Origin of the sequence: Streptomyces sp. H51 (genome assembly GCF_035656535.1) — a bacterium.
Taxonomy (GTDB): Bacteria; Actinomycetota; Actinomycetes; order Streptomycetales; family Streptomycetaceae; genus Streptomyces.
Genome location: NZ_JAYMHD010000092.1, coordinates 20,008 through 46,033, shown reverse-complemented (window position 1 = coordinate 46,033; position 26,026 = coordinate 20,008). Strand labels below are relative to the sequence as shown.

Here is a 26,026-nt window from a genome sequence, read left to right as displayed (position 1 = left end):
GCGTACTGGCGACTTGACGCCCGCCCAGGTAGGAGCGTTTCCCAGACGTAGAAAGAGTGATCAGGCGGCACCGTCGGTGCTGGATGGCCGGACGTCCGGCGCGGGTCCGTCAGTGATCTGACCCAGCGTGCGCGCCAGGGTGGGCAGGACTTCGTGGTAGAGCGTTTCGTGTTCGCAACCGTCGCCGCCGTTTGCGGCGATTGCGGCGGCCAGGGCGCGCAGGGAGAGTGGTCCGCTGGCTGCGAGTCGCTCGGCGAGTTTTCGGTTCGCCTCCCTTTTTTCGGGTTTCTGGCGGTACTTCGTTCCCTGCTGGTACAGGTCGACGTCCATGCCGACGGGGGTGATGGGCCGGCCGATGCGTTCGGTGAGGTTGGCGATGATCTGGATGCCGTGGGCGTCCAGGTCCTGCCAGGCGGCGACCGGCAGCGGTGCCATGGCCTTGAGGAAAGCGGCCAGGCCGTGCGTGGCGTAGCCGGCGCCCCATACACACAGCCACTGGTCTGCGACGTCGGGGAGTTTGCACACCTGGGCGAAGGCGTCCTCGTTCTCGATCAGGAGGACGCCCACCGCTGAGCTGTCGATGAGCCCGAGGCTGCGCAGGCCGCCTGCGGGCAGGCCCAGCCAGGGGCGGCAGGCTGCGGCGTCGGCGATGACGGTATCGACGCGCCAGCGCAGGGGCCCGCGCATGCGCAGCTCGGTGTCGGTCTCTTCCACCGCCTGGTCGAAGGGGCGGCCGACGAGGTTGGCGAACGCCTGCCGGCGTTGCGCTGTCCACGTGTACTTGGTGTCGCGCATGCTCTTGCCCGCCAGGACCTTGGCGGTCATCGGCTGCGGGTGGGACTGGGCGGCCCACCACACCGCGGCGGACCTGACGGCCACCTCGTACACCCGCCAGTCCTCGGTTCCGGTGGTGCTGCCTGCGGGGACCTGCAGGGTGCGGCCAGGGGCGGTGGCGGCCAGCAGGGCGTGTTCGCTCGCCAGCTGGGGGATGCCTGCCATGGCCTGCAGCAATTCGGCGTGCAGCCGTGAGGGGTCGGGGTGGCCCCGCAGCTGGGCGAGCTTGTCCTCTCTCAGTGATGCCCAGGACGGGGTCAGCTGCCAGGAGTCGGGGGTGAATCCGGTGGTCTGCACGACCTTGCAGCGCAGGACGACGGCGCCGCAGCGGATGAGCGACACGGTCGTACGCCACGCCTGTTCCTGGCCGAAGTCGGCCTCGATGGTGGTCCACCGCTTGCGGGTCCGAGTGGTCAGGACCTTGATCAGGTCACGGTCGGTCAGGCCGGCCGGCGGGTCGTAGGCGGGGACCGGGTCGGAGGCGATGAGGTCGACGACGGCGGGGTTGACGCGTCGTTTGCGGTCCACGGGCACGCGGGTGAGGACCTCGTCGCCGTCTTTTCGGGTGCGGGGCACGGTGACGGCGATGATCCCGGAGGGAAGTCCGTGCAGGGGCACTTCCCGCCGGCCGTGGGCTTCGCTGACCAGCAGGGCGGGGCGGGGGAGGGGCACGGTGGGCTCAGGCATGGGAGCGTCCTGCGGTGATCCAGTCGGCAGTCAGTTCCACGCGCTTGCCGTCGGAATCGTGTCCCCAGGTACGGGTGGGCTGGTTATAGGCGTCGGAGGAGGAGGCGTGGACGAACCACAGCAGTTCGTCGCACACGTCGGCGGCATCCACCAGCACACTGTCCTGGCAGGTGCCCAGGATGGTCAGGTGCTGGCGGCGCGCCACGTCCCGCAGCGCAGCGAGCATGTCCTTGCGGTTGACCTCGCCCAGGCTGTTGCCGAGCTCGTCCAGGATCAACACCCGCCCCCTGGTCTCGGCGTCGGCCAGTACCGCAGCCAGGACCATCTGGATGGCATGCACCTTCACCTGGGCGCCGTTGGCGTTCTCCCGGTAGTGCACGAAGGCGCCCCGCGGGGAGCGTTTCCAGCGCGGTGTCACCTGCCACCGCCAGGGCCTGGCGCCCTCGGGTCGCACGCTGGTGTAGTCCAGGCGCGCACCGTCACCGCCCCGCTGCCGGTCCAACGCATTGAAGGCGTCGCTGATCTGCGCTAACAGCCCTTCGACGTGATGTTCGATCATGTCCTGCAGAGCCTGGAGAGTGTGCCCGCTGCGCTCCGCCGCACGAGTGAGCTTGGCCAAGGCCTCCTCGCGCAGCAAGCGTCCGGAGGCGATCCGGGCGGCTTCGACGGCATCCTTGTCGCTGTGACCGTCAAGCCGGATCTGCAGGGGAGCGGCCACCTCGTCGAAGCCCGTGCGCGGTAGCGCAGACGCCTCCTCCTCTTCGAAGGCGTCCCGCAGGTGTTGCGCCAGGAGCAGGTCTTCGTCGACGACGCCGGTTACAGCGCCGGCCGGCAGGCCGTAGTGCTCGTACGCGTTCCGCAGATGATCCTCCACGTTCCGCCGCAGGCGGCCGGGCCGGGGCGCCGGTGTGCCGGGGGCGGTGGCCCGCAGGAGCTCGGCTGCCTCCTCGGCGGGGGCTCCCCACAGACGTTGCCACTGCGGGCAGGAGACCTCGGCACGGGCTTTGCTCAGCGCTGTTCGCTGCTTGGCCCGCTCCTTGTACGTCTTGTCGGCCGCGTCCCGGGTGAGCTTCGCGGTCGTCACCGCTTGGGCATGGGCCGTCAGCGCGTTCTGCGCCTGTTCCCACGCGTCGTGGCGCTCGTCCTCTGCGCTCCGGGCGGCGGTGGCTTTGTCATCGGCCTCGGCGATCGCTTCGTCCAAGGCGGAGGCCTGCTCTTCCAAAGCGGCCAGATCCCGCGCCGCCACGGCTGCCTTGTGCTCGATCTCGGCTACCTCGAACTCCGACTCAGCCGCGGCAAGGCCCTCAGCCGCCGTAGACACCTCGTCCTCGCAGCGGCGGCGGTGCGCGACGGCCTGGGCCACCCGGGCATCCCGTCCGGCGATCGGAGCCTGGAAGCCACCGACGACCGCCAGCGACAGTCCTGCGTCGTAGGCCGCGGGCGGGTCGTCCAGAGCCGTCGTGCGCTTCTGCAACGTGCCGAAGAACCCGGCCAGCGCCCTGCCACTGCGCACACCCTGAGGCAGGGCACCGCCGCCACTGCCCGTCCCGTCGGCGGGGTCGGCGGCGACGACCTGGGCACCGGGCAGGCCGCGCAGAATCTCCCGGGCGCGTTCTGCCTGCCCCCACGGCACCACCACGGCGTCGCGCCAGGGCCACAGGCGCGCCTCCCACTGCGCACGGACCGACTCCTCCAGCTGCAGCTGGTCCATCAGCCCTGCGGCGCTGACGCCGTGGCCGTCGAGGATCTCCAAGGCCTGGCCCGCGGCCCCGCTGCGTCCCTGCCGGGCCGCTTCCTCCAGCCTCTGGGCCCGGGACAGGGCGCTGTCTGCGTCGGCCTTCTGCTGCCGCGCCACATACAGCACCTCTCTGGCGGCTTCCAGCGCGCTGCGGGCATCAGCGACCGGCGATCCCCGCCATACACCCGCGCTCGGTCGAAGGGGGGCCATGCTCTGGCGGATGATGTCCCGCCGGGTAGCCGCCGATGTCCGTTGCGTGGCGGCCTGCTCGGTGACCTGCTTGGCGTCCACCCACTCCTGGCGGGCGGCGGCCGCTGCTGCGGCCAGATCGGTGGCCGCCGTCAGCTCGCGCAGCTTCTCCTCGGCACCGTCGAGCAGTTCCTGCGCCTGCACCACCTGCTGCTCTTTGTCCTCCAGGTCCGCTGCCAGTTTCCGGTCGGCCTGGGCTGCCTCCAGGTAACAGGCCGCTAGATAGCGGCGCCACGCATGGCGTCCTTCCTCAAGCGCCGTGCGGGCAGCAGCACGTGCCCGCACGCCCTCGAGTACTGCTTCTTCGTCCGCCAAGGCCAGTGCGTGCTCGTCGCGTGCCTTCTCCAACTGCGCAGCGTGCTCAAGGGCCTTGCCGCGGCGGGCAGCCTCCTGCTCCAGCAGATGAGTCATACCGGACAGGGCGATCAGGGCCTCTCCGATGTCGTGCGGTTCCATCGCGGTCATCTGCTGGCTCAGCAGCGAGGGAACCGCCGGGCGCAGCGGCGTGTCGAGGTAGGTCAGGCACCGCGGTGCGTTGCCGTAGAGGGCGTCGGCCATGCGGTGTGCCGACAGCCTGCTCGCACTGCCCAGCTCCTGCCAGAGAGTGTCTGCCTGCGCCGCCCGCTCGGCATCGTCGGCCGCATCGGCCACGTGGATGCCTTCGGTCCAGTTGGCCAGAACGTACGGGGCGGACGCGGCGATGCGTACCCACACCGTCAGCGCCCCTTGCAGGGGGCCACTCGCAGCGAGTGCCTCGCGCCCGCCGGATGCGTCGGGCCTGTCGTGTGCGAAGACGCCGACCACGTAGCCGTGCGAGGCGGCCGGAATCTGCTGGGCCCGGTCCACCCCGGCCGCGTCGGGCTTGAACAGGATTCCGCTGGCGTCCCGCCCGTGGTTGGATTCCAACCGCCACTGGGGATCGGCCAGCAGCAGCGAAACCGCGATGAGGAACGAGGTCTTGCCCGAGCCGTTGGAGTCGTCCTTGGGGCCCATCCCGGACACGGCGATGAACGTCTCGGGCACCACCGGCACCGCGTGGGTGGTCAGTCGGGCGATATCGAACGTCTGGACCGCCACCAGATGACGGTCACCGACGATGCCGCGGTGCTCGATGAGCTCGGGCAGTCCCTCCTGCCCGTCCTCGTCCTCCTCCGGCTTCTCGGTGCCGCGCTCGTACCAGGTGGCGTTCAGTGTTTCTGTCCTTCCTGGCTGGCGACGCGGGCCCGGCGCCGCCAGATCGACTCGGCCATGACTCCTTGCGGCTCGGCCAGGAGCACCAACTGCTCGAACAGGTCGGCCTGGGCCGCTGGCGTCAGCCGCAACAACTGGCTGCCCAGAACGATCCCCGAACCTGTTGTCCGCACCAGGTCGGCTGCGGCGAGACGGCTCAGCGCGGCATCCACGACCCGGTCGGGGACCGCGGACTGCTTCAGCCGCTCCCTGCTCACCGGCACCCCCTGGGTCCACAGGGCCTGCGGCAGGACGCTGCCGCCGGCGCGTGGGGCGGCGACGCTGAACAGCAGCACCAGCGTCAGCACGGCCCGGTCTTCACGAGGCAGGACACCGACGCCCTCATCGGCCAGCCGCGCTCTGACCATGTCGTCGTAGCCGGACAGGAACCCCCCTCCTACACCGAGCAGCGTCCGGCCCGAAGCGGCGAGTACCTCCTCGACCACCCTGCGCAGCGGCACCTCGGCCAACGCGCGAAAACGCGCCGCGGGCACCGGCAGCCGCGCGGTTTCCACCGCACACACCGCTGCCCGCACCTCTGCACGGCGCTGCTCCGACAGCGCCTCCAGATACCGCACTTCCATGCCTAGCCCTCCTTCACCTGGCAGGGCAGCAGGTCATACCCGCGCCGCAACTCATCAACATCCCGCTCGCTCCAGGCAGCCACCATCGGCCCCAGTCGCACCATGCCGTCCCCGGCGTCGGCGGCCAGGTAGCCGCACGCGCGCAGGACCCGCAGCGCGCTGCGATACGCCGATGTCTGGGCGATCAGTGCCATGCCCTCCCGCAGCAGACCGTCCCCGGGCGGAACGCAGGCCGCCAGCACGTCCTCCTCGGCCGCCGCGCCCCCTGGATACAGTGTTAGCTCGGGATCGGGCCAGCACAGGCGCAGAGCGGCTGCCAGCGTCAGCAATTGCGAGGGCGCTGCCTCCCGGTGCGTCAGCGGATCGCCCACCACACCGCTGACCGGCTCCACGTCCGGCGCCCACCGCACCATGACCGCCGGGCCGTCGGTCGCTTCCACGTCGACAAGGCGCCGCTGCACACCATCGGCGGCCCGCCGCAGCGCCGTCAGCCCATCGGCTGCACCCGCTGCTGTCAGCGGCACGATCCGTACGGCCCGAGCCCAGGCCAGCAGATAGGCATCCTCGTTCATGCCGGACCCTCCTGCACGGCCGAAGAGTCTCCGCCAACGGCACCCGACACATCCTGCGGCAGCCGGTACAAGGACAACGGACTGGCGTAGGTGACCGCCCCAGCCGGATCGACGAGGACCTCCTCGCCGATCTCCACGAAGAACGGGGTCGCCGGGTCCGCAGACGCCTGCAGCAGGTCCACCACCGTGGCAATCGCCGCACGCCATGGCAACGTCCCCAGCGTCGCCGTCAGGTCAGCCTCCTGCCCGCCCCTGACCAGCGAATTCATCGACGCCGAACGCCGCCGGCGCAGTAGCAATGCCTTCTCCCGCGCCGCTTCCACCGGATCGGGGCCTGGCGGGAGCGGCGCCGGCCGCGCCGGCCGCCGCCGAGGAACTGGCGGTCGCCGCTCCCCGGCGGCCACGAGCACCTGTGCCGCGGTGATCTCCACGCTGGCGGGATCAAACACCGTGGCAGCAAAGACCTCCGCCAAGGCGTCCACCGGCGCGCCCAAGGCCGCCGACAGGTACTGTTCCGGCAGCAGCATGCTGAAGTCCCGGCGGGCTCGCACCTGCTGCAGCAGCCGGTCGGAGAACTCATCCACGGCCGCCGAATAGCGAAGCGCCTCATCGATCAACCGGGTCCCCGACGCTCTCAGCCGTGGAAAGCGACTGCTGATGGCTCTAACCAACTGCCTCGCATGGTCCAACAACGCGGCCTTGGACTGGTGGTGGTGGCGTTCACCCACCAGCTCCTCGATGGGCTTGGACCGCACCAGCCGCAGCAGATGCGCGGTGGTGATGGACAGGTCACGTCGCACCCGCCGCAGCCGGTTGGCCAGTTGCTCCTCACTCAGCAAGCCCTGTGCCAAACCGACCTGTGTACGGTCCAGCAGAGTCATGATCTCCTCGACACCGCCGGCTTCCGCCAGGCGTTCGAAGACCAACAAGGCCGCACCGCTGGTCGGACTGAAGACGTAGCGCCCCTCGTAGGCTTTGCCCCGGGCCTGCTCCAGCATCCCCAGCCCCACAAAGACCCGGAACCGGGCATCGAACGCCTCTCCCGAGGCCACCAGAGCACACGCTGCCGCAATCTCCGACCGGGTCAGCCCCCGATCGGAGGCAAGATCCCCGAACGCATCGTGAATCGCCTCAGCCAGTTGTAACGACACAGGATCGTCAACGACCGCACCGGCCGTCGATGCCACCGGCGCAACAAAAGGCCGCACGAAGTCCAACCGGTCATCGCGAGCCCCAGCCGCGGCACCATCGAACAGATCACCCTGCTCGAAGCCGCTCTCCTGCTCAGACAAACTCCCCCCATAACCTGCCAGGCGCCCCCGCAGCCTCTTCCCAGGAGACCGAACCTATCCGCCACAGGCGACTCCTGTTGCCACATCGCCAATATCCCCGCATACACAACGGATGGCGCAAAACCTCTGCTTGTCAGGCGCTGCAGCGCACGGCCGAATGCGCCTGAAGGTGGAGAGGCTGCGCGATGATGTCGGTCATGGTCACACCGGTCGAGTCTGCCGCCCCTCGCTCCGCTGGCCGTGCCATGTTGTTCCCTGACCAGGTGGAGGCGGTCGAGCGGCTGGTGCGGCATTTGCACCGCCCCGGGAGCCGGGGGCTGTTCGTGGCGGCGACGGGGACGGGTAAGACGCTGGTGTCGGTACGGGTGGCGGACGGGCTTGGCGCGCGGCTGGTGCTGTTCGTGGTGCCGACGCTGGATCTGGCGGCGCAGACGGCGCTGGCCTGGCGCCGTGACCATCACCTGGAGCACATGGTGATCGTCTCCTCCATGGACACGAGCGGCCGCGACGACCTGGCCGCGGCCCGGGTCATGTCGACGACGAACCCGCACGCCCTCGGCGGGCTGATGTCGGTCGTGGGGGAGGGGCAGGACCAGATTCCCGCGCTCACCGTCATCTGCACCTACGACTCTCTGGGCAAGATCGAGGCGACGCAGAGCACGGGGTTCGAGGTGCCGGCGTTCGATCTGGCGGTGATGGACGAGGCGCACCGGATCGCCGGCCGGGCGGACAAGAAGTGGGCGATCGTCAACGACGCGCAGCGGATCCGCGCGGAGCGCCGCCTCTACATGACCGCCACCCCTCGCATCTTCGCCGCGCCGGAGCTGGCGGAGTCCGCCGACACCACCCGCCCACGCCGCCGCCCCGCCGCCGGAGGGGACGTGGACGCGTTCGCCAACTCCATGGACAACGAGGCCGTCTACGGCAAGAAGGTCTTCGAGTACCCGCTGGCGCAGGCCGTGGCCGACGGCCGCGCAGCCGACTACCGCATCGTGGTGCCCACCCTCACCGACACCGACCTGCGCCGCCGCCTCAACCTGCCCTCCCCGAGCAGCGCCCCCGCCGCCTCCCGGCCCGGCGACGAAACCGAGGGGGACAGTGCGCTGCGCACCACCGCCCTGCACCTCGCTGTCCTGCGGGCGATGACCGAGCACGGGTTGAAGAAGGTGCTGGTCTACTTCAACCTCGTTTCCGACGCCCGCCGCTTCGCCCGCGAACTCCCCCACACCCTGCGCCTGCTGGCCCGCACCGACCCTCACCTGACCCCGGATGCCGCCCCGGCCCTGTTCTTCGCCCACGGCGAGCACACCCCCGCCCAGCGCGCCGACATCTTCACCGGCTTCGCCGCCGCCGACCGCGCGGTCCTCGCCAACTCGAAGCTGATCGCCGAGGGCGTCGACATCCCCAGCGTCGACGCGATCGTCTTCGCCGACCCCACCCGCAGCGTCATCCGCTGCACCCAGGCCCTCGGCCGCGCCCTGCGCCTGGACGTCTCCGGCAAGACCGCCTCGCTGATCGTGCCCGTCTACATCCCGCCCGGCGCCGACAGCGAAGACATCCTCGGCACCGCCTACGAACCGGTCTGGGCGATCGCCTCGGCGCTGGCCGGGCACGACCACCGCATCCTCGAACGCCTCCCCGGCAAAGCCAACCGGCTGCCCCGCGAGACCAGCCAGGTCATCCAGCGCCGCTGGCACTTCGACTTCACCGTCCACCCCGAACGCATCGCCCGCGGGATGGACCTGATCTCCCTCGACCCCCGCGGCCCCGGCGTCTCCCGCTCCCGCCGCCTCGGCCTCGCCGCCGCCCAGGCCTACCACGACCACTACGGCCACCTCGACGTCCCCGCCGACCACACCGACCCCACCGGCTACAAACTCGGCACCTTCATCACCACCATGCGCGACGCCGCCAAGACCGGCCGCCTCGAAGCCGACTGGATCGCCGAACTCGACGCCCTCGGCATGATCTGGGACAAACACGACGCCGCCTGGCGTGCCCGCCTCACCGCAGCCGCCGACTACCACCGTGCCCACGGCCACCTCGCCGCCCCCGCCACCACCCCCGTCGGCGCCTGGCTCGCCGAACAACGCCACCTGCACGCCCACAACAAACTCGACCCCGTCCGCGCCAACGCCCTCACCCGCCTCGCCCCGGACTGGCGCCTCCCGCACGGCCCGGACTGGCACCGCAAATACCACCTGCTGCGCGCCCACCTCGCCACCGGCGCCGACCCCGCCACCCTCACCCGCGACACCCTCCTGGCCGGCGTGAAGATCGGCTCCTGGCTCCACCGCCAGCTCACCACCTGGCAGACCCTCGCGTCCGGCCAACAGCAGATGATGACCGCCCTCGGCCTCACTCCCGATGCCAACCCCCTCGCCCCCGCACGCCGCGCCCGCCGCACCTTCGAGGAGACCGTCCAGCTCCTGGAACTCTTCCTCCACCGCGAAGGCCGCGCCCCCACAGCCCGCGAGACCATCCGCGTCGACGGCGACACCGTCAAGCTCGGCGCCTGGCTCGCCAAAGCCCGCACCAAGCACCGCGCCGGCCAGCTCCCCGACGCCCACGCCCGCCTGGTCGCCGCGCTCTTCGACGGCGACTGGACCACCGAGAGTGTCGCCCCGGCCGTCCTCGCGTAGGTGCTGTCGGCCGCCCATTGGTGGGTCGGCACTGGCGTAGTGCGGGCACCCAGGTTCGCACCTGTATTCGCTTCTTGGGTTTCTGGGAGCATCGCCTGTACCGGATGATTGGATGCCGGTATCCGATGGTGCGGCGCTTCGTTCGCAGGGCGGGGCATGGCCCGCACCCCGGTGAAAGGGTGCGGTTCGAGAGGATGGAGGGCCGGCCGGTGAGTGATCGCAGCGCGATCGAGTGGACCGAGGCGACGTGGAACCCGACCACGGGATGCGACCGCGTCTCGGCAGGCTGCGACAACTGCTACGCGCTCGCGCTGGCCAGGCGGCTGAAGGCCATGGGGTCGGCGAAGTATCAGGCTGACGGCGATCCGCGCACCTCCGGGCCGGGGTTCGGGCTGACACTGCACCCGGGGGCACTGGATGCCCCCTACGGCTGGAAGAGCCCGCGCACGGTGTTCGTGAACTCCATGAGCGACCTTTTCCATGCCCGTGTGCCGCTGGACTACGTGCGCCGCGTCTTCGAGGTGATCGCCGACACCCCTCAGCACACCTATCAAGTCCTCACCAAGCGCGCTCGGCGTCTTCGGCAGGTCGCCGACCGGCTTGAGTGGCCGGCCAACCTCTGGATGGGCGTGTCGGTGGAGAGTGCGAAGGAACTGGCCCGCGTCGACGACCTGCGGCAGATCCCCGCCGCGGTGAAGTTCCTCTCGTGCGAGCCTCTGCTGGGCCCGTTGCACGGGCTGGAACTGTCCGGGATCGACTGGGTGATCGCCGGAGGCGAGTCCGGCCCCGGCCACCGGCCGCTCGAGGCGGCCTGGGTCACGCACATCCGCGACACCTGCCAGCAGGCCGAGGTGGCCTTCTTCTTCAAGCAGTGGGGCGGACGCACGCCCAAGGCCGGCGGCCGCGAACTGGAAGGCCGCACCTGGGACGCCATGCCTCACCGCGCCCTGGCCCTGCCCGCACGCTGAGGCCGGATACCCAGCAGCGTCACCCCACTTCGTGGTCCGCAGCAGCCGTGCGCCCCGTGTCTCTGGAATCCGGACTCCGTCCACAGCGTGCGGGCATGCAGGTGAGGATGCCGGTCGGCTACCACCAGGCCGGAAGCAGTCATTCCACGTCTGCAGCCGCACAGTTGGCCGGGCCTGGACAAGCCATTTGTGCGCAACACCGGTACACAACCACGGTATCTGTCGCAAAATCAGCCTAACCGTGTCCTTCGAGCTGGCAGGGCGGGATCTTGGGCGCATCAGAGGCAGTGCTCGACGACGATGTTCTCGATCTGAGCGGTGAAAGCGCCGGGGAAAGGGGGCTCGACAGCAGCAGCCCGTTCTTCGTCAGCAAGAAGGCCGCCGCCGTCCTCAAGCACGCCATTCTCGACAGCTACGTCGTGCCCTTCGCCAGCAAGGTCGGCCGGTACGCCCCGGACAGCCGCGTGGTCTACCTGGACGGCTACGCCGGACCCGGCCGCTACGAGGACGGAACCCCCGGCTCACCCGCCCTGATCCTGGACTCCGCAGCCCGCATCGCGGGCTTTCGCCAGCTCGACTGCTACTTCGTCGAACGCGCACCCAAGAACTACCAGTCCCTGGCCGCCCTCGTCAGCGAAGCCAGCGCCCAGGGCCTGGCCGCCCAGGCCCTGAAGGGACACGTCGAGAAGCACCTCGGACAGATACTCGACCGCGCCGCAGGGGCACCCCTGTTCGCCTTCCTGGACCCCTTCGGCCTCGGACTGAGCTTCGAGACCCTCACCCAGCAGATCTTCGGCTCCCGCAGCGTCCACGGAACCACCGGACGCCACGCGACGGAGGTACTGCTCAACTTCAACGCCAACGCCGTACGCCGCATCGGAGGACTGCTCACCAGCCCCAAGGACACTCCCGGTAAGCCGGCCACGCTGCGCGCCATGGACGCGGCCTGCGGAGGCTCCTGGTGGCGCGAAGAGTTCCTGGCCTCCCAGAACAACACCGAAGCCGTCAGACGCATCACCACCGGTTTCGCCGACCGCGTCGCCCGCGCCGTCCGCGGCGGCTACTGGACCATCGACGTCCGCAACCGCGCCCACCACCAGGTCGCCTACTGCCTGGTCCACTTCAGCCGTCACAAGGAAGGCATGTGGCTGTTCGGCGAAGCCGCCAGCCTCGCCCAGGTCGAATGGCGCCGCGCCTGTCTTCCTCCGCCCGAGGAGGGCACGCTCTTCAACGCCGGCGACACCTTCGACGACGAAGAAGAACAGCGCGCCCGCGCATGGGTGGCAAGGATCCGCAAGAACCTCGAAGGCCTCCAGCAGCAGCTCGGCACCTTCACCATCGACGACCATCAAAGCGAGATCCTCGCCGGCGTCCTCGGCCAGGCCCGCAATAAGCACATCAGAGCCGCGGTGAAGCAACTCCACAAAGACGGCAAGACCAGCTGCAACGGAGTCGGCGACGTACGCAAACTGCGCGTCACCCCGCCCCCACAACGGCGGCAACCATGACCACAAACCGCCGCGACGTTCAACGGCTCACCGACCACCTGCGCTCCAGCCTCGGCGACGGACCGTTCCCCGCGCCCGGCGGCTGGACGCACATGGGCGCCGTCATCTGCGACGCCAGCTTCCAGGCACGCCGCAACTACGAGACGACGATCCGCCCGCGGCTCCTCGCACTGCAAACCGCCTGGCCGGACGCCTCTACCGTGCAGGGCTTCCGAACACGCCTGGCCACCTGCGACCTCGCCACCGCCATGAACTTCCACGACCCCCGCAGGGTCACCATCGCCCACCGCATCACCGACCTGCTGGCCGCCCACCACGTCGACACCCGCGACGACCTGAACGCCTGGCTCGACCACACAGCAAACCGCGCTGCCCTGCGGACCCTCCACGGCGTCGGCCCCAAAACGGTGGACTACATCGGCAACCTCGTCGGCCGCTCCCAGATCGCCGTCGACGTCCATCTGCGCGCCTTCGCCTCCGACGCCGGCCTCCCCGCCCTGAGCTACCAGCAGCTGCGCGCAGTGTACGAGGCCGCCGCCGCCCAGCTCGGACACGACCGGGCAGGCCTGGAGCACGCCGTCTGGCGCTTCAAGGCGCAGGCCCACTAAGCAGGTTCTACACCGCGCTGGACCTTCTTCTTGATCAGATCACCAGCGTGCAGGACTGGCAGGTCAACCTGGGCCCGGATGACAAGCGCCCCGCGCAGGTAGTCACCGGCGCGGGCGGCGCAGGTTCTCCTGCGAGGACAGCAGCCCGAGGACCGCGTGCTCCTGGTGATACTCGCGCCATCGTTCAGCCAGTGCGCGGTCGGTGAACTGCCCTCGCCCTGGATCGCTCGACGTGGTCAGCTCGATCGTGTCCCATCCGCCACTGGCGTGGGCGAACGCCGCGGCGAGTTCCGCGAACGACGGGCCGCGATAGTAGCTGACGTGAGTGTCAGTAATGTCCAGCACCCTCCCGGATTCATCCGATACCAGGGTGTTGGCCGCCACCCGTGAGGTGAAGTAGGCGCTCACGTCATCCTTGACCTCGACGCGCATTGCGCTGGACACCTGCTGCCGGTAGCTCGGGGGCCGTAGACAGGCCAGGTAGGAGAAGTCGATACGAGTGCCGTCGATACGGATCACCTCGAAACCCGGGTACGGCCCCTGGAGCGGTGGCGCGATCGCAAAGGACTCCACGCCCACGCCGATCTTGGCATCGGCCTCTTCGTGCATGTCGAGAAGGTCCAACAGGAGCAGGTGATCCGCCTCCTTGTCCACGAGGCTGCCCACGCTGTACCCGTACAGCACGTCACGGACTGCTTCCTGCGCCGCCTTCTTCGACGGGTACTCCCGGGATCCGATCCAGAACTTGGGCAATGACCCTCTCCTCTACTGTGTACGGCAGTGCTGCCCGCCCGCAGTCTGGTCTATTCGGCCTCTACGAACTGTCCCGAGAGGCTGCCCGGCACAGGAAGAGACGGAAGAGGCCGCCACATTCGGACAGAGCAGTGCGGTGAGCTGAACGAACTCCACCCACCCGGGCCTGACCACGCGCCCGGACGCGACGCTCACCGCGCGGCCGTCCACCCGCGGAGTCGCGCGCCCGTAGGCCGGCCGGCAGCGACCCTCGCCAGCGCCCGACCGGGCCCAGGCAGGCCCGCCCACACCGGCACACGCCGCCGGGCATCTCACAGGAGACGGAGGACACCAGGTCCAAAACCAGCGGGTACGCGCTCTGGCTACGCTCCCGGGCATGAGCACTTCCGCCGCCCACTGCGACTGGCTACCGGACCACCAACTGCATGTGGTGCCCACCCTGGCCCACGTGGACCAGATGATCGAGCACATCGCGCGAATCGTCCACGACTACACCGACCAGAACCCGCTGACCCTCGCGGAGACCGGGCAGGGCGATCGGATCCACCTCAAAGTGACCGCTGTCGCACCGATACCCGAGGTACTGCCCCGCCTGGTCGCGGATGCCCTCACCCAGCTCCGCGCCGCCCTGGAACACACCCTGTACGCCGAAGTCGAGCACCGTCTCCAACGCCCGTTGACTGACCAGGAGGCGCGATGCATCGAGATGCCGGCGTGCACCGAGTCGGCCCGCTTCGACGCCTGGCTCTCACACGGGCGACGGCGCCAACTGGCCCCACTAGCCGCTGGTGCTGAGCTCGCCGAGCGCATCCGAGCACTGCAGCCCTTCCAGCGCCGCGGCGTCGAAGATCACCCGCTCCGGCTCCTGGCCGAACACACCAACCTGGCCAAGCACCGCACCCCGGCCGTCGCTGCGACACGCCTCGGCGCCGTCTATCCCGACCGCCAGCACCCCGGTCTCACCGTCGCCCTTCCTCTGGAACACAATCCGCAGCCCGGACACGGTCTCCCTCTCCAGCCCGGAGACATCCTGGCCAGCGGCCCCCGCTACACCCCCATCGCGCTCTCGATCGTTCCGACCGTCTGCCTGCAGCGCCCGCAAACCGAGGTCTGGCACATCGCGCTGAAGGAACTGGACTACCTCGAAGACTGGGTTCGGACCACCGCCATCCCGATCCTCATCACCGGAGCCCGCCAGAGCACCGCGATCCCGCCTCAGTTGGACATCACGATCGGACACCCCGACCTGCGGCAAGCCCTCCAGTCGGCGGGCACCATACCTGCGGCACAACGAGCTGCCCTGAGCATGCAGGCCACAATTGCCCGCCGGGACCTTCCTGAAATCCTCTCCATGGCACCAGTAAGAGCCGACAAGGAAACGATCAAGGCATGGGTGACCTCCCTGGATGACGCGACGGTCGTAGCTACGCTCACCCGAATCGCCCAGGTGAACCCCGACCCCACAGCTCTGCTGGACTATCTACGTGAGTTGTGCGCTGAGGCTCACGCCTACCAGAGCCGGATACCGGAGCGACCAGGGCCCGCGTCGTGACCATGGTTCGCAGCCAGACGACTGTCGGTGGCGGGTGAGGAGCTGCCGTCCTTGCCGGGCCCGGCCGGTACGGCGTCGCCTGTCCGAGGCTCTCGCCCACCCGGCCCGGCACGGAATCCAGGCATGACGGATCCGTTCGCGGGGGTGTGTCTGGTGGCGGCTCAGATCATCTGACGCAGCCACCAGAAGAGCAGGCCGGCGACGTCGGCGCCGCAGCCGTAGGCGGAGCCGCGCAGGGCGCTGGAGATGAGGGCGCTGCGACGGCGGCGGATCCATGCCGATGCCCGGCCGAAGCGGCCGGGAGCCTGCGTGGCGGGGGCGGTGCGGTTAGTCTCGTTCATGGCGGTGCTTCCTCGTGGGTGCTGCTCGTGAAGCCTGGTGGGGCGGGCGGCCTGGAAACCTTCGTCCCTGCCGGGCTTCTCTGTTGGTGCCAGGTCAGTGCGGTGTGGTGAGTTCCTGGATGCGGTCGGGCAGCCGGCTGTCGGGCCGGCAGACCAGTCCGTCCTCGTCGTGGCGGTCGGCGAGCGCTTCGTAGCGCTTTTGCAGGTGGCGGGTGGGGATCGGCGCCGGTTCGCGGTGGCGGGCGCAGTAGGCGGTGAAGGCCTTCACGGCGCCGACCAGGTCGCGGGTGTAGTCGTTGGGCGGGCCGTCGAACCACTGCTGTGCGGTGCGGTCGCGCATGGCGCTCATCTGCCGTTTCCACAGGGCCGCTTCGCGGATCTCGCCCTGGCTGAGGTGGTGCAGGTGCAGGCAGTAGGCGGCGCCGGTGTGCTCTGCGCCGGCGGCGATCTGCCACCAGAACACGGCGCTCTCGGGGTGGTGGGCGAGGTGGAGGATGCAGGCGAAGACGTGGATGCCGTGGACGTCGAGGGGCGTCCACTCGGTGAAGTCGTCCCAGTTGGGCCTGCCGGTGCCGTCGTCGCCGATGACCGCGGCGAGTTCTTCGACGTGGTCGGCGGCACCGGCCTCGGTGACGGTCCACCGGGAGATCAGATCCATCTGGCGGCGGGCGCCGGCACCGGCGGGCCGGGCCGGCGCGGTCGGGGCGTACCCGGCGTCCGAGGCCAGCCGGCGCAGGCCCTCGGCGACGTCGAACGGCCGGCGCGGCTCGCGCACGACGGGATCCGCCTCGCGCAGACGCTCGGCCCATGTCGTCTCGGCCTCGGCCGGGCGCTTGTTCCTCACAGATGTCACTGGCCTGCCTCCTCCTTCTTCTTCTGCGGGCTCGTGCCACGGTGGCGGTGGTAGACCGGGGCGAGGCGTTCGCGGGCCTTGCGGCAGTGGTGGTCCACGGTGCGCGCGGTGATACCGAGATACCAGCCGGTCTTGAGGCTGCTGTAGTCCTGGACGTACCGCAGGATGACCACGTCCAGCTGACGCTGCGGCAATTTCAGCAGCGCCGGGTACAGGCCGATCGTGCTCGGCATCGCCGTGATCCCCTCACGCGCCGCGCACAGCGCCTCGTCCCCGACGACGCGCCGCAGGATGCTCCAGGTCTGCTGCGGCAGGTTGGCCTCGGCGAGCAGCGCGTCCCAGTTCCGCAGCACTTCCAGGAACGCACGGTGCACCGCGCGCTCGGCGACGTCGTTGGCGCCGAGCCGGTACAGCGCGTAGGAGTGCCACGCCTCCTGGCTCATCACGTAGTGCGCCTCGAAGTCCAGCGGCAGGGGGAGCGGCTCCTGCGTGGCGGAACCGTAACCGTCGTCGGCACGGAAGACGTCTTCGTGCATGGATCCTCTTCGTTGAGGTGTCGGGTGCCCGGCGTACGCCGGTGACGATCACTCAACCGGCCCAGCGCCCCGAACACGCATGCACGCGACCCCCAATATGACCGTCCGAAATTCAACAGTCGCACACGGTGATCATGGCGCAAGAGGAGGCGCCTCGCCTGAGCTGCGGCGTCAGCTCTCCCCAGGGCGCTGAGGTCTGCCTCGCATAGCCGGTCGACGTGACGGGAGTCACAAGCTGAGGTCTCCGGTTTTCAGCCAAATCGACCTGAAATCGCCAGGAGTTGGTCTCGTGCAGCGCCCGCCGGTCCACAACCTCCTTCGCGCGCCACTTCCTGGCTCGCGAGCCTCGTCACCGGGAGCGCCAGTACGCGTGCGTCTGACGTACGTCAGCGTCGATCACATCGCGCAGGACCTCGCGGTCGTCTGCGGGCAGGTGACCGCCGAGGAGGTTCGCGGACAGCCGGTACGCCTCCGCCAGATGTGGATCGCCGGCCGCAAGGACGCTGGAGAGCAGCGGCTCGTCCCGCTCCGACACCGCATCCACCAGGGCGATCAGGCGCTTCCGCTCCCGGTCCGTCATGTCGGGCAACGCGGTGCCCAGCTGTCCTTGCAGGGCGGCCCAGGTGAGGGTCTGCTGGGCACGGGCCACCCGCATCAGAGCACCGCGCACCGCTGCGGCCGCCGCGGCGAGGGTTTCGTCCGACAGGCCTGCGGCAGGGCGCGGGGCGCGCCGTGAGGGCGCCGTCTCGTCCACGGCGTACTTCTCCCTCACCTCCCGGATCTGCCACAGGAGTCTGCCGGTCAAAGCACCATCAGCTGCGGTCACAGCGTCGTGGAGTTCCCGGAGCTTCTCCTCGCGGCGTCTGGGCGACATATGCGTCTGCTGGTGCTCGGCCACCAGGCGCCGGACCCTCAGCACGGCTTCCTGCTGCCGTCGCACGCGTGCGTCGTCCGCGTCGGGCCGAGGCGGACGCACGGCTCCAGCGCGCGGCGGGGCCGGAGCGAGTCGGTCGAGCGCCTGGCGTCGACGGGCGGCCGTGTCCGGCGCCGGACGGTGGTTCTTCTCCTGAAGGAAGAGGCGAGCCTTCTGCAGCATCCGCAGCTCGGCGTCGCTGGTCCCGCGCCGGGTCAGGGCGGTGGCCCGGTTGTAGTGCTCGCGCACATCCCAGGCACGCTTTTCGTCCACCGCGCGCTCCAGGTCCGCGAACACGCGTTGCTGGTAGCCCATATGGCCGTCCAGCCACGTGCGGGCTTCGGCGAGGGCCTGCTGCGCTTGCGTCCGCGCGTGCGGCTCCAGGGTGGTAAGGAAGGAGTCACTGCCCTCGCAGAGCCGGCGGACGTGCTCGACCGTACCGGACCGCTGTGCTGATTCCAGTTCTCGGATCAGTCGTGTGACCGCTTCCGGCAGCGGCTGCGTGCGCGGGTCTGCCGGAAGCTCTTTCAGGATCCGCTGTGCGGCCTCGGTGACAAACCCGTCTGCCGTCCACCCGCAATCTGCCAGAGGCACCCATTCCGTGGGGCGGGCGAGGCTCTCGGTGCCGATCCAGACCCGGCGGTTGGTCCCCTCGCTCTGCACCCGCACCCGGTACACATACCGGCAGCGAGCAAGCGTTCCAGGCTCGAGCGGAACACCGGCCCCCAGGATCGGGATGCCGCCGTTGCGGGCCGGAGGCACCCTCCCGTCGAGGTGAACCCTGAACTGCCGTCCGCCGTCCAGGGCGACGTCCAGGGCGGAGCCGATCGGGTCCGGATAGGAGAACCGGGCCGCTTGCCCGTGATCCGCCAAGGACGCCTGCATCGCGCCCTTCACGTACAGGTGGTCGGCGCTCGACTCGCCGACACTGCGACGCCGGCATACCGCTTCGTCCCCGTGCTGCCCGGCGGGATAGTGCTGGAAGTGGCACTGCCTGTCGACGTACAGCTTGTCCGCCAGACGAGCCCCGCACCCCCCGAGCAGCAGACCACACCAGAAGGAGTCCCCACGATGACGCCGCCGGAACGCATCCAGCTCGATGGCTGCCACGGGCAGAACCACCGGCACGTCCGAATGCTCGTTGCCGATCACCGCCGTCTGCACAAGCCGCGAGTCACGCACCGACGCCTCCCAATCCCTGCCCCCACACAGTAGATGCCCCGTCCCCGCTCTCGGCCGAGAATTGCAAGGCCGGACGGGGCACCGTCACATCGCGGGCCCGGCGGCAGCCCGAGCGAACCGCCCGCACCGCTGCGGGACGCACATCACAACGGCCTCGGCGAGCTCGGCAGCCGATCCGCGAACCGCAGTCATCACCGAGCAGCCGGACAGCATCCGCACACCACCGACGCGCGGCGGGGAGTTGCACTGCATGACGCCCCGATCACCGCAGGAGATATCCACGCCCACCAGATGTAAGTACACGTGAAACGGCGCGGGTAGTGGCCGGCCACTACCCGCGCATCGATGTCTGGGACCTGACTGGCGACCTTCCTGCGCGCCAGAAGCCCGGCTCGGTATACGGACAGTGGGTCACCACTCGTCCGTGTCGTCACCTGCCTCGAGGTCGAGCCTGCCGAGCAGGCGGGAATCGGCTTGCTCGGCCGCTCGCAGCAGCCAGTCGAAGGTGCGTACCTCGATCCTGCTGTCGGTGAACAGGCGGCGGCGCACCTGTGCGGAGTCCTCGCTGTCGTCCTCGCGCCCGATGATGATCAGCCCGCGGGCGTCGGCGGTGATGCCCGGCAGGCTCAGTCCGTTGTCTTCCCGCGGATTGCGCGCCTGGAGGAGGTTGGTCGACAGCCACTCCCGCCAGTCGCGAATCTGATCGACGGCGTGACGGAGAGTGGGGGACTCGCGTCCGTTACCCGGGTTGGTCAGCCTCGCGTGCGGGCTTTCCAGTTCCACGAGCACCCACTGCAGGCCCGCGGAGGTGCGGCCGGCAATGAGGAAATCGGCCCGGTAGTGGTTGCCGAACCCCACTTCTGGTCTCACCCAGGTGCCGTGGTTGCCCGTGAGGATGTGTCCGAGCAGGGCGGGGTGCCGTTGCAGGACCTCCTGGAGATCGCGTTCGGCCGTCGCTGTCTCCAAGGTCTCGCGCAAGGCCTCCTGCTCTGCCAGAGAGGGCCTGCGGGTGACCTGCCAGGGGCGCAGCAGGGCCAGTTCGCGACTGGTCACCCGTCCCGGACGGGGGTCCCGGGCAAGTGCCTCCTCGCGCGCCTTGCGTACGAGGTCGGCGTGGTGGGGCGCGTCCTGTTTGACCAGGCGCGTGACGCGGTGGGGCCGCGCCCCGCGGCCCCGGCCCCCGCGGAAGTTGAGGCGGCCACTGTTGCTGATCGAGGCGATGATGTCGTGCTGGACCTTCTCAGAGCCTCGCTCTCCAGGAGTGATCGCAATATCGCCCGACTCGGGTGACAGCCGCTCGAGATGGATCACCGACCGGTGCGCCCAGGCCACTTCGAGCCACGCCTCCAGGATGTCCCGGTGGTCGATCAGGTTCTGCGGCGGGATCTCGATGGCGGCCTCACCGGCGACGAGTTCGAGGTAGCCGTACTCCTCCTCGTCGATCGGCTGCGCCCTCTTCAGGAGCAGCGGTTCGGTCAGGTGAGCGCGAAGGAGTGCGGCCGCGACCGGCATCGGCGTGCCGGGCGCGAGCGGCACGCCCAGGGCGTCGGCGAGGTCCCGCTGTGCCGGGGTGAACTCGCCGCTGAGCTCGCGAAGGTGCGCCGCCACCTTCTTCCAGTCCGTCTCGGCCACCGGCGCCCGTCCTTTCTGTCGGTCCGCCCTGCTCGATCGCAGACGGCCTGTCTGGGTGAAGTGTGTCGCGAAGTGCCCATAGCCGCGTGCCGATTTGACAGGCACGCGGTGCCGGGGCGGCCGTCCGTAGGTCATCGCCGACGCAGGACGATGCCGCGCTCGGTGGCCAGGGCCAGCAGGGCGGTGACCGTTGTGCCCTCGCGCAGCCGGCGGCGGACTTGCCGGCCGTCCAGGACGACATCGAGGGCGGCAGGCCCGATGCCGAAGGCCCGGCACGCCCGTGCGGCCGCGGCGCCGTCCCCGCCCAGGGCCCTCATCCAGGTCTCCAGCTCCGGGGCTGTCAGCTTGAGTGCGTCCCAGGCGGTCGTGCGTTCGCGGAGCTGGTGGTGGCGAAGCCCGGGGTGCGAGCTGGGCGATGAGCCGCATCACGCGGGAGCGTTCCACGGCGCGGGCGGCGGCGGGGCCTCGCTGCTGCAGGGTGCTGCCGGGCGCCTCTCCTCTCGGCGAGGCAGATCGCGGCTGCGCCTTCGCCGACTGGGGGCGTCGGCGCAGGACGCGTCGCAGCTCCGGCCCGAGATCGAGGCCTTCGCGGGCGGCGACGTCCTGGGCGTCGAGTGTGCGTCGACGCGGGGCTCGGGCGAGGTCCGCGGAAGAAGGGGTGTGGGTCGGGCTGAGGCGCAGGAAGTTGTAGATCGCGGTCAGTTCGGGGTCGGTGAAGCGCGGCTCGGCCACGGGGCTGCCTCCGGTTCGGCGGTTTTCGGGCATACAAAAGGGCCCCGTGCCGACAGCAGCGGGGCCCTGAGTAGGGGGTCGTGGTGGGGAAAGGGGGATGCCGGGCCGCAGGGATTCAGTGGCGGCCCTGGTCGGGCTGCTCCTTCAGAGGGGTCACAGCCCGCACAACGCGGCCAGCGTAGCCGTTCTTCGCTTCACCGCCAGCATTTTACTCAAAGCCGCAGGTCACTGCTGCCTGCCGTCGCACGTTCGACGGCGCGTACTTCACGTCGAACGATGGGCTGGTGTCAGGTGGCATGGCTGGCCCGGTGTAGGCCCCGCTGGTGTCACGATTCCGGACACGGCCTACGGGCGGCTGCGCGCCGCGCTCTTCTCGGCCCGCGACCAGCGCGCGCAGCCGTAACGACCGCGACCGTCAGCCGTCGGGCACGCCCGCCGCCCGGGCATACGCGGCGAGTTCGGCGCGGAGGCTGCTTTGCCCTGCGCCGAGACCGTCCCGCGCCCGCTGCAACTCCTCCAGCACGTCGTCGGTGAGATCGTCGACCCAGGCCTCCGCCCGCTGCTGCTCGGCCTCTTCCTCATCACGCAACTGCCGCTCGTACCAGTCGAGGTCATCCCCGTCCCGGATCCAGTGGCGCACCGCCGCATCCTGCTCGCGCCGCGCCTCGGCCTCCTCGACGACGCCACACGGGTACATCAGCGAGGGCCGGGGCCGGGGTCCGGCCAGGATCCGGGCCCGGGCGGCGAGCAGCGCACGGCTGGTGTCCTCGCCGGCGCCGCACGCCGCGGCGAAGCCGGCCAGCAACTCCTCGCTGGGCAGCCGCCGGCCGGTGAGGGCGTTGTGCAGGGCGCTGCGCGAGAGGCGGCCCGCGGCCTCGGGCGAGTCGACCAGCCGGCGCAGGCTCGGCCCTCCCGCCGCCGCCCTCACCTTCTCCATGGCCGCGGCCAGCCCCGCCAGGGTGGTGATGTCGCGCCCGGGCACGTACGCGGACGGCTTCCGCACGGGTCCAGGGCGCACGGCAGATGCGGCCGCCGCCCACACCCGCGCGCCCTCCTCCTCGTCGGCGCCCGCGCCCCGGGCGAACGCCTGGACGGTGCGCAGGGTGGGAAGCCGCCCGTCCAGGGCCCGGCGCAGCGTGCACACCGAGACCGACAGCTTCCCGGCGGCGGCCCGCCGCGCCAGGGCAGCGAAGGTGCGCCGTCCCTTCGCCGCGCGCAACCAGCCGCGCAACTGCGCCAGTTCCACCGGCTCGGCCGCCCGGCGGCTCACCCGCGACCGCCGCCGGCGACGACGGCCAGGAGCTGGGCCGCGCGACGGCCGACGAGCAGCAGCCCCACGGCGCCCGCGAGCAGGGTCAGCACCAGGGGGATCGGGCGCTGGAGGACGGCGAGCACGGTCACCGCGGCGACCACGGTGATGATGACGGCCGCCTCGCCCGCACCGATCCTGCCCGTGGTGGCCTCGGCCGGGGCCACCGGCCGGGTGCCGGCGGGTTCGGTGGTGGACGGGGGAGTGAGCATGACGGGGCCTCCAGACGGTGCGGCGGGACGTCCGCGGTCCGGGGCGTGCCCGGCGCGGTGAGCTGATGGTGGCACCGCCCGCCCCGCTCCCGCGACCTCCACAAGCCTGTGCCCGGACCCGACGTTGCTCCCTCCTGTGGCGCGAAGCCGCAGGCCAGTCTGAGAAGTGAGCAGACCCTGTCCACAGCTCATGAGCCCGCTTCTCACACCCAGGACCGTCGCCCTCGGCTCGTCGTACGGCAGCCGGGGCGAGCGCGTCACCCGCCAGGCCGCGCTACCTCGCGGAACCAGGCACTGCGACGGCCAACTCCCCGACAACCAGACCCGTCTGGCCGCCGCACTCTGCGATGGAGACTGGACGGCCGAGGACATCGCCCGCCCCCGCCCGCGGCGGACGACCGGTGCGGAAGGCTCCGCCGTTGTCAGGGCTGGCCCGTAGGGTGCCGAGCACGCCCCGCACGCCTACCTCACAGGCGCCGTCTGGAACGCCAGTATCGGGTACCGCGCGCCCATCTCTCCCTCCGCTGCCGGCAAGGATGCCGACGGCGGAGTGCAGTCCACAGCGGGCCAGGGCGCGGAGCCGGAACATTTTTCTGGTCCCGACTACACACTCCTGAGACGCCAACCCTTATGTGGGGTGGGACGAGAGCGTGGGCTGCATCAGAGCAGCCCGGAACAGCTCTCCAGAGAAGGGCTGGGGATGGGCGGAGAAGTTGCCACCATGGTCACAACCGGCGCCGTGTTTGCGCTGGGACTGACGATGCGGCTGATGAGCCGTCGCGGGCATACGGGGCTGGGAGAAATCCTGCTGGAACTTGCGCGGGCACGTTCGGCTGCGGCATCCGAGAGGGAACGCCGCGCCACCACAGTGGAGATCCTGGATCGGCTTCCCCACGGTGGGCGCGTGGACGAAGTTGACGACAGCGGACGTCAGCGCACCTACGAGGTCACCCCGGCCCGCGCGCGGTCCCGCAGGAAAGGCGGCCGCCAGTGACTGACTCCGACCAGGCCCCGCCCGAGCCACACCCTCCCACGAGCGCAGCGCAGTACGGGCCGCCCGGCTTCGAAGAGTTCTTTCGCCACTACGAGCCGATGGTGCGCCGATATCTCATCTGGCAAGAAGCCGAACCCAGCATCCTCGACGACGCCGCCCAGCTGACCATGGTCAGCGCCTTCCGATACTGGGATCGCGTCGGCCAGATGGACCCCCCAACCGGCTGGCTGTTCAAGGTGGCCCGCCAACGACTACAGGACGCCCGCGAGTCGCATAGGCGCAACGGCATCCTCATCGGCACCGATGCGATGCACAACACTACGGCCCATCCCGACCCCATCACCACTTGCGATCAGCGGCTCGACATCCTCGCCGCCCTCAGCAAGCTCCCGCCCCGACAACAAGAAGCCGTGGCGCTGCGCGAACAGTTCGGACTGCCGTACAAGGAGATCGCAGAGATCATGGGCGCCTCACCCGCCACGGTCCGCGCCCATGTACATCAGGCTCGCAAGACCCTTGAGGCGATGCTCGGGGACGACAAGGAAGGGGGAGACGCATGAGGATCAACGAGCGCCTTAAGGAGGCGGCTCAGGCGATCGACGAACTGTTCGCCGACGGTCAGGCCCAAGCTGCGGAGCGTTACCAGCGCCTTCTGGCGGCCCTGCAGGACAGCGAGAACGTCCAGACTTCGGCTACCAAGGCTGAATCCCCTACCCCGTCGGAGCCACGGAGCACCCCCCGCAGCACCTCGGCCATGGCGCCTCATCAGGGCTCGACTGCCCAATCGGGCCTGACCGACCGCCAGCGGAAGATCATTGAGGTCATCCGTGACTCCGTGCAGCAGCGCGGATATCCCCCATCGATGCGGGAGATCGGCCAAGCCGTAGGCCTGTCCAGCATGTCGTCGGTCGCTCACCAACTGATGGCGCTGGAACGCAAGGGATACCTGCGTCGGGATCCCGACCAACCCCGTGCGTACGAAGTCGAAGGCTCTGCCCAAGCACCCGCGAGCGGCCAATACGGCCGCAAGCGTGGCAAGGAGTCTGCGCCGGGACGCGAGACGGGCAGCTCGGGTGAGCGGACGCACCTGCCGACACGGGCGGCCCAACCTGAAGATGAGGCTCTGAAAGAGCTTGTGCGAGGTGCCTGGGCATGCGTCGAGAAGCTGCGCAAGGAGAGCGACGAACAGCGCCGCTACCTCCACCGCAAGCCACTGACCAACGCCGACCTCGCAGCCCACATCGGCAAATCCGATCGCACGGTGAGCAGGTGGCTGCATGATCAGAACTTCATGCCCTCCCGCACGGAGTTCCTCGCCATCATCGAAAAGCTCGGAGGCGACCCAGACGAATACGACTTCATCTGGCATGAGGGCTACGTGGCATACGAAGCGCTGAAGGGCATGACAGATCCGGAGCCGTCTCCGCCCGGTTCATCGGCGAACCAGCGACAGCTAAGTGGCGCAGCGGAGGGGTAACCGCAGGCAGGGCTGAAACGAGCGCATCCGCTCAAGCGCGCCGGCTTGGTCCCTGCGGACCCTGTTCGGGTGCGGGGGGCTGCGGCACGGCTGTCTGCGGGGGCGCGGACGGGTGGCCGTGATGTCAGGGCACGTGCGGTCTGGCCCCGCAGGAGCCGTTCGGCCATGGCCTGAATCTGGGCTGCCCGGTCGGCAAAGGGTCGCGCGCCGCCCCAGGCCGCAGCACGCAGGAAACCCTCCTCGTCGTAGCGAGCCCGGTATGCGGCACTGGCCTACTGCGCGGAGAAAGGGGCGATGGCGGCTGCGACAGCGGGGGCGAAGTCGGCATGGTGGGTCACGTACGGCCGGTCGGCCTGGCGCCAGGCAAGCCCGGTGACGTCGACCGCAAGGCCGCCGGGGTACTCGACTTCCACGCTCGTCGCCAGTGCGCGGGCCGCGGGCAGGGCCGAAGCTGGCAACGGGGCCAGGGCGAACACCACGTGTGTGAGGGGTGGTCAGGGCGGCTGGCGGTTGAAGAGGTCCTCGTGGTGAGCAACGCAACCGCCCTGTGCGAGCGGTACTGCTCCCGGAGAGAGCGGCACCGGGTCTTCGCGGCTGTCAGGTTGCGGCCGACCAAGCCCGGGCCGAC

The 26,026-nt window shown here is 69.9% G+C and carries 22 protein-coding genes and 1 pseudogene; 8 read left to right on the top strand and 15 right to left on the bottom strand.

Annotated features, from left to right (window positions below; genetic code table 11):
- Positions 1-60: 60 nt before the first annotated feature.
- The 5 genes from VKA29_RS36755 to VKA29_RS36735 form a co-directional block, all read right to left on the bottom strand.
- Positions 61-1,521 carry a Wadjet anti-phage system protein JetD domain-containing protein gene (locus VKA29_RS36755; protein WP_324790426.1) on the bottom strand — a complete coding sequence of 487 codons (1,461 nt, stop codon included), beginning with the start codon at positions 1,519-1,521 and terminating at the stop codon, positions 61-63.
- On the bottom strand, positions 1,514-4,585 hold the full coding sequence (locus VKA29_RS36750) for a hypothetical protein (RefSeq protein WP_324790425.1): 3,072 nt from the start codon (positions 4,583-4,585) through the stop codon (positions 1,514-1,516). Before VKA29_RS36750 ends, VKA29_RS36755 begins: the two co-directional genes overlap by 8 nt.
- Before the next feature lie 110 nt (positions 4,586-4,695).
- Positions 4,696-5,322: a hypothetical protein gene (locus tag VKA29_RS36745; RefSeq protein WP_324790424.1), complete on the bottom strand. Its 627-nt coding sequence runs from the start codon at positions 5,320-5,322 to the stop codon at positions 4,696-4,698.
- A gap of 2 nt (positions 5,323-5,324) precedes the next feature.
- The gene (locus VKA29_RS36740) at positions 5,325-5,894 is read right to left on the bottom strand and encodes a hypothetical protein (protein ID WP_324790423.1); all 570 of its coding nucleotides are present in this window, start codon (positions 5,892-5,894) and stop codon (positions 5,325-5,327) included.
- Entirely contained in the window at positions 5,891-7,186 is a 1,296-nt protein-coding gene (locus tag VKA29_RS36735; protein WP_324790422.1) for a hypothetical protein, read from the bottom strand. The genes VKA29_RS36740 and VKA29_RS36735 overlap by 4 nt, the downstream gene beginning before the upstream one ends.
- Before the next feature lie 245 nt (positions 7,187-7,431).
- Between VKA29_RS36735 and VKA29_RS36730 the strand changes: the two genes are divergently transcribed.
- The 4 genes from VKA29_RS36730 (at position 7,432) to VKA29_RS36715 (ending at position 12,912) form a co-directional block, all read left to right on the top strand.
- Positions 7,432-9,828: a DEAD/DEAH box helicase gene (locus VKA29_RS36730; RefSeq protein WP_324790421.1), complete on the top strand. Its 2,397-nt coding sequence runs from the start codon at positions 7,432-7,434 to the stop codon at positions 9,826-9,828.
- Between the two features lie 209 nt (positions 9,829-10,037).
- A complete protein-coding gene (locus tag VKA29_RS36725) occupies positions 10,038-10,796 on the top strand; it encodes a DUF5131 family protein (protein WP_159311659.1) in 759 nt (252 codons plus the stop codon).
- A gap of 269 nt (positions 10,797-11,065) precedes the next feature.
- A complete protein-coding gene (tcmP, locus tag VKA29_RS36720) occupies positions 11,066-12,304 on the top strand; it encodes a three-Cys-motif partner protein TcmP (RefSeq protein WP_159311658.1) in 1,239 nt (412 codons plus the stop codon).
- Complete coding sequence (locus VKA29_RS36715; RefSeq protein ID WP_324790420.1) at positions 12,301-12,912, top strand: hypothetical protein; 612 nt, start codon at positions 12,301-12,303, stop codon at positions 12,910-12,912. Before tcmP ends, VKA29_RS36715 begins: the two co-directional genes overlap by 4 nt.
- 102 nt (positions 12,913-13,014) lie before the next feature.
- Here VKA29_RS36715 and VKA29_RS36710 read toward each other — a convergent pair whose 3' ends face one another.
- Entirely contained in the window at positions 13,015-13,665 is a 651-nt protein-coding gene (locus VKA29_RS36710) for a DUF3223 domain-containing protein (RefSeq protein WP_290010727.1), read from the bottom strand.
- A 376-nt stretch (positions 13,666-14,041) separates the two neighbouring features.
- Here VKA29_RS36710 and VKA29_RS36705 point away from each other — a divergent pair, with 376 nt between their 5' ends.
- The gene (locus VKA29_RS36705; RefSeq protein WP_324790419.1) at positions 14,042-15,217 is read left to right on the top strand and encodes a hypothetical protein; all 1,176 of its coding nucleotides are present in this window, start codon (positions 14,042-14,044) and stop codon (positions 15,215-15,217) included.
- Positions 15,218-15,378: 161 nt separating this feature from the next.
- On the opposite strand, the gene VKA29_RS36700 is transcribed toward VKA29_RS36705, so the two are convergent.
- The 8 genes from VKA29_RS36700 to VKA29_RS36665 form a co-directional block, all read right to left on the bottom strand.
- Positions 15,379-15,558, bottom strand: a complete 180-nt coding sequence (locus VKA29_RS36700) for a hypothetical protein (protein ID WP_324790418.1) — start codon at positions 15,556-15,558, stop codon at positions 15,379-15,381.
- A gap of 94 nt (positions 15,559-15,652) precedes the next feature.
- Positions 15,653-16,411, bottom strand: coding sequence for a hypothetical protein (locus VKA29_RS36695; RefSeq protein ID WP_324790417.1), 759 nt, complete (start codon positions 16,409-16,411; stop codon positions 15,653-15,655).
- Positions 16,408-16,947, bottom strand: coding sequence for an RNA polymerase sigma factor (locus VKA29_RS36690; protein ID WP_324790416.1), 540 nt, complete (start codon positions 16,945-16,947; stop codon positions 16,408-16,410). Before VKA29_RS36690 ends, VKA29_RS36695 begins: the two co-directional genes overlap by 4 nt.
- A 349-nt stretch (positions 16,948-17,296) precedes the next feature.
- Positions 17,297-19,042: a hypothetical protein gene (locus tag VKA29_RS36685; RefSeq protein ID WP_324790415.1), complete on the bottom strand. Its 1,746-nt coding sequence runs from the start codon at positions 19,040-19,042 to the stop codon at positions 17,297-17,299.
- A gap of 411 nt (positions 19,043-19,453) precedes the next feature.
- Positions 19,454-20,674, bottom strand: coding sequence for a Shedu immune nuclease family protein (locus tag VKA29_RS36680; RefSeq protein WP_324790414.1), 1,221 nt, complete (start codon positions 20,672-20,674; stop codon positions 19,454-19,456).
- A gap of 131 nt (positions 20,675-20,805) precedes the next feature.
- Positions 20,806-20,991 (bottom strand): hypothetical protein, encoded by a 186-nt coding sequence (locus tag VKA29_RS36675; RefSeq protein ID WP_324790413.1) that lies wholly within the window; start codon positions 20,989-20,991, stop codon positions 20,806-20,808.
- Positions 20,992-21,821: 830 nt separating this feature from the next.
- On the bottom strand, positions 21,822-22,676 hold the full coding sequence (locus tag VKA29_RS36670) for a hypothetical protein (protein ID WP_324790412.1): 855 nt from the start codon (positions 22,674-22,676) through the stop codon (positions 21,822-21,824).
- On the bottom strand, positions 22,673-22,927 hold the full coding sequence (locus tag VKA29_RS36665; protein WP_324790411.1) for a hypothetical protein: 255 nt from the start codon (positions 22,925-22,927) through the stop codon (positions 22,673-22,675). The genes VKA29_RS36670 and VKA29_RS36665 overlap by 4 nt, the downstream gene beginning before the upstream one ends.
- Positions 22,928-23,648: 721 nt before the next feature.
- Between VKA29_RS36665 and VKA29_RS36660 the strand changes: the two genes are divergently transcribed.
- The 3 genes and pseudogenes from VKA29_RS36660 to VKA29_RS36650 form a co-directional block, all read left to right on the top strand.
- Positions 23,649-23,921 carry a hypothetical protein gene (locus tag VKA29_RS36660; protein ID WP_324790410.1) on the top strand — a complete coding sequence of 91 codons (273 nt, stop codon included), beginning with the start codon at positions 23,649-23,651 and terminating at the stop codon, positions 23,919-23,921.
- Positions 23,918-24,481 carry a sigma-70 family RNA polymerase sigma factor gene (locus tag VKA29_RS36655; protein ID WP_324790409.1) on the top strand — a complete coding sequence of 188 codons (564 nt, stop codon included), beginning with the start codon at positions 23,918-23,920 and terminating at the stop codon, positions 24,479-24,481. Before VKA29_RS36660 ends, VKA29_RS36655 begins: the two co-directional genes overlap by 4 nt.
- 194 nt (positions 24,482-24,675) lie before the next feature.
- Positions 24,676-24,921: pseudogene (locus VKA29_RS36650) on the top strand (hypothetical protein); the annotation flags it as partial.
- Between the two features lie 749 nt (positions 24,922-25,670).
- Here the strand turns inward: VKA29_RS36650 and VKA29_RS36645 are convergent.
- Positions 25,671-25,856: a hypothetical protein gene (locus VKA29_RS36645; RefSeq protein WP_324790408.1), complete on the bottom strand. Its 186-nt coding sequence runs from the start codon at positions 25,854-25,856 to the stop codon at positions 25,671-25,673.
- Between the last annotated feature and the right edge of the window lie 170 nt (positions 25,857-26,026).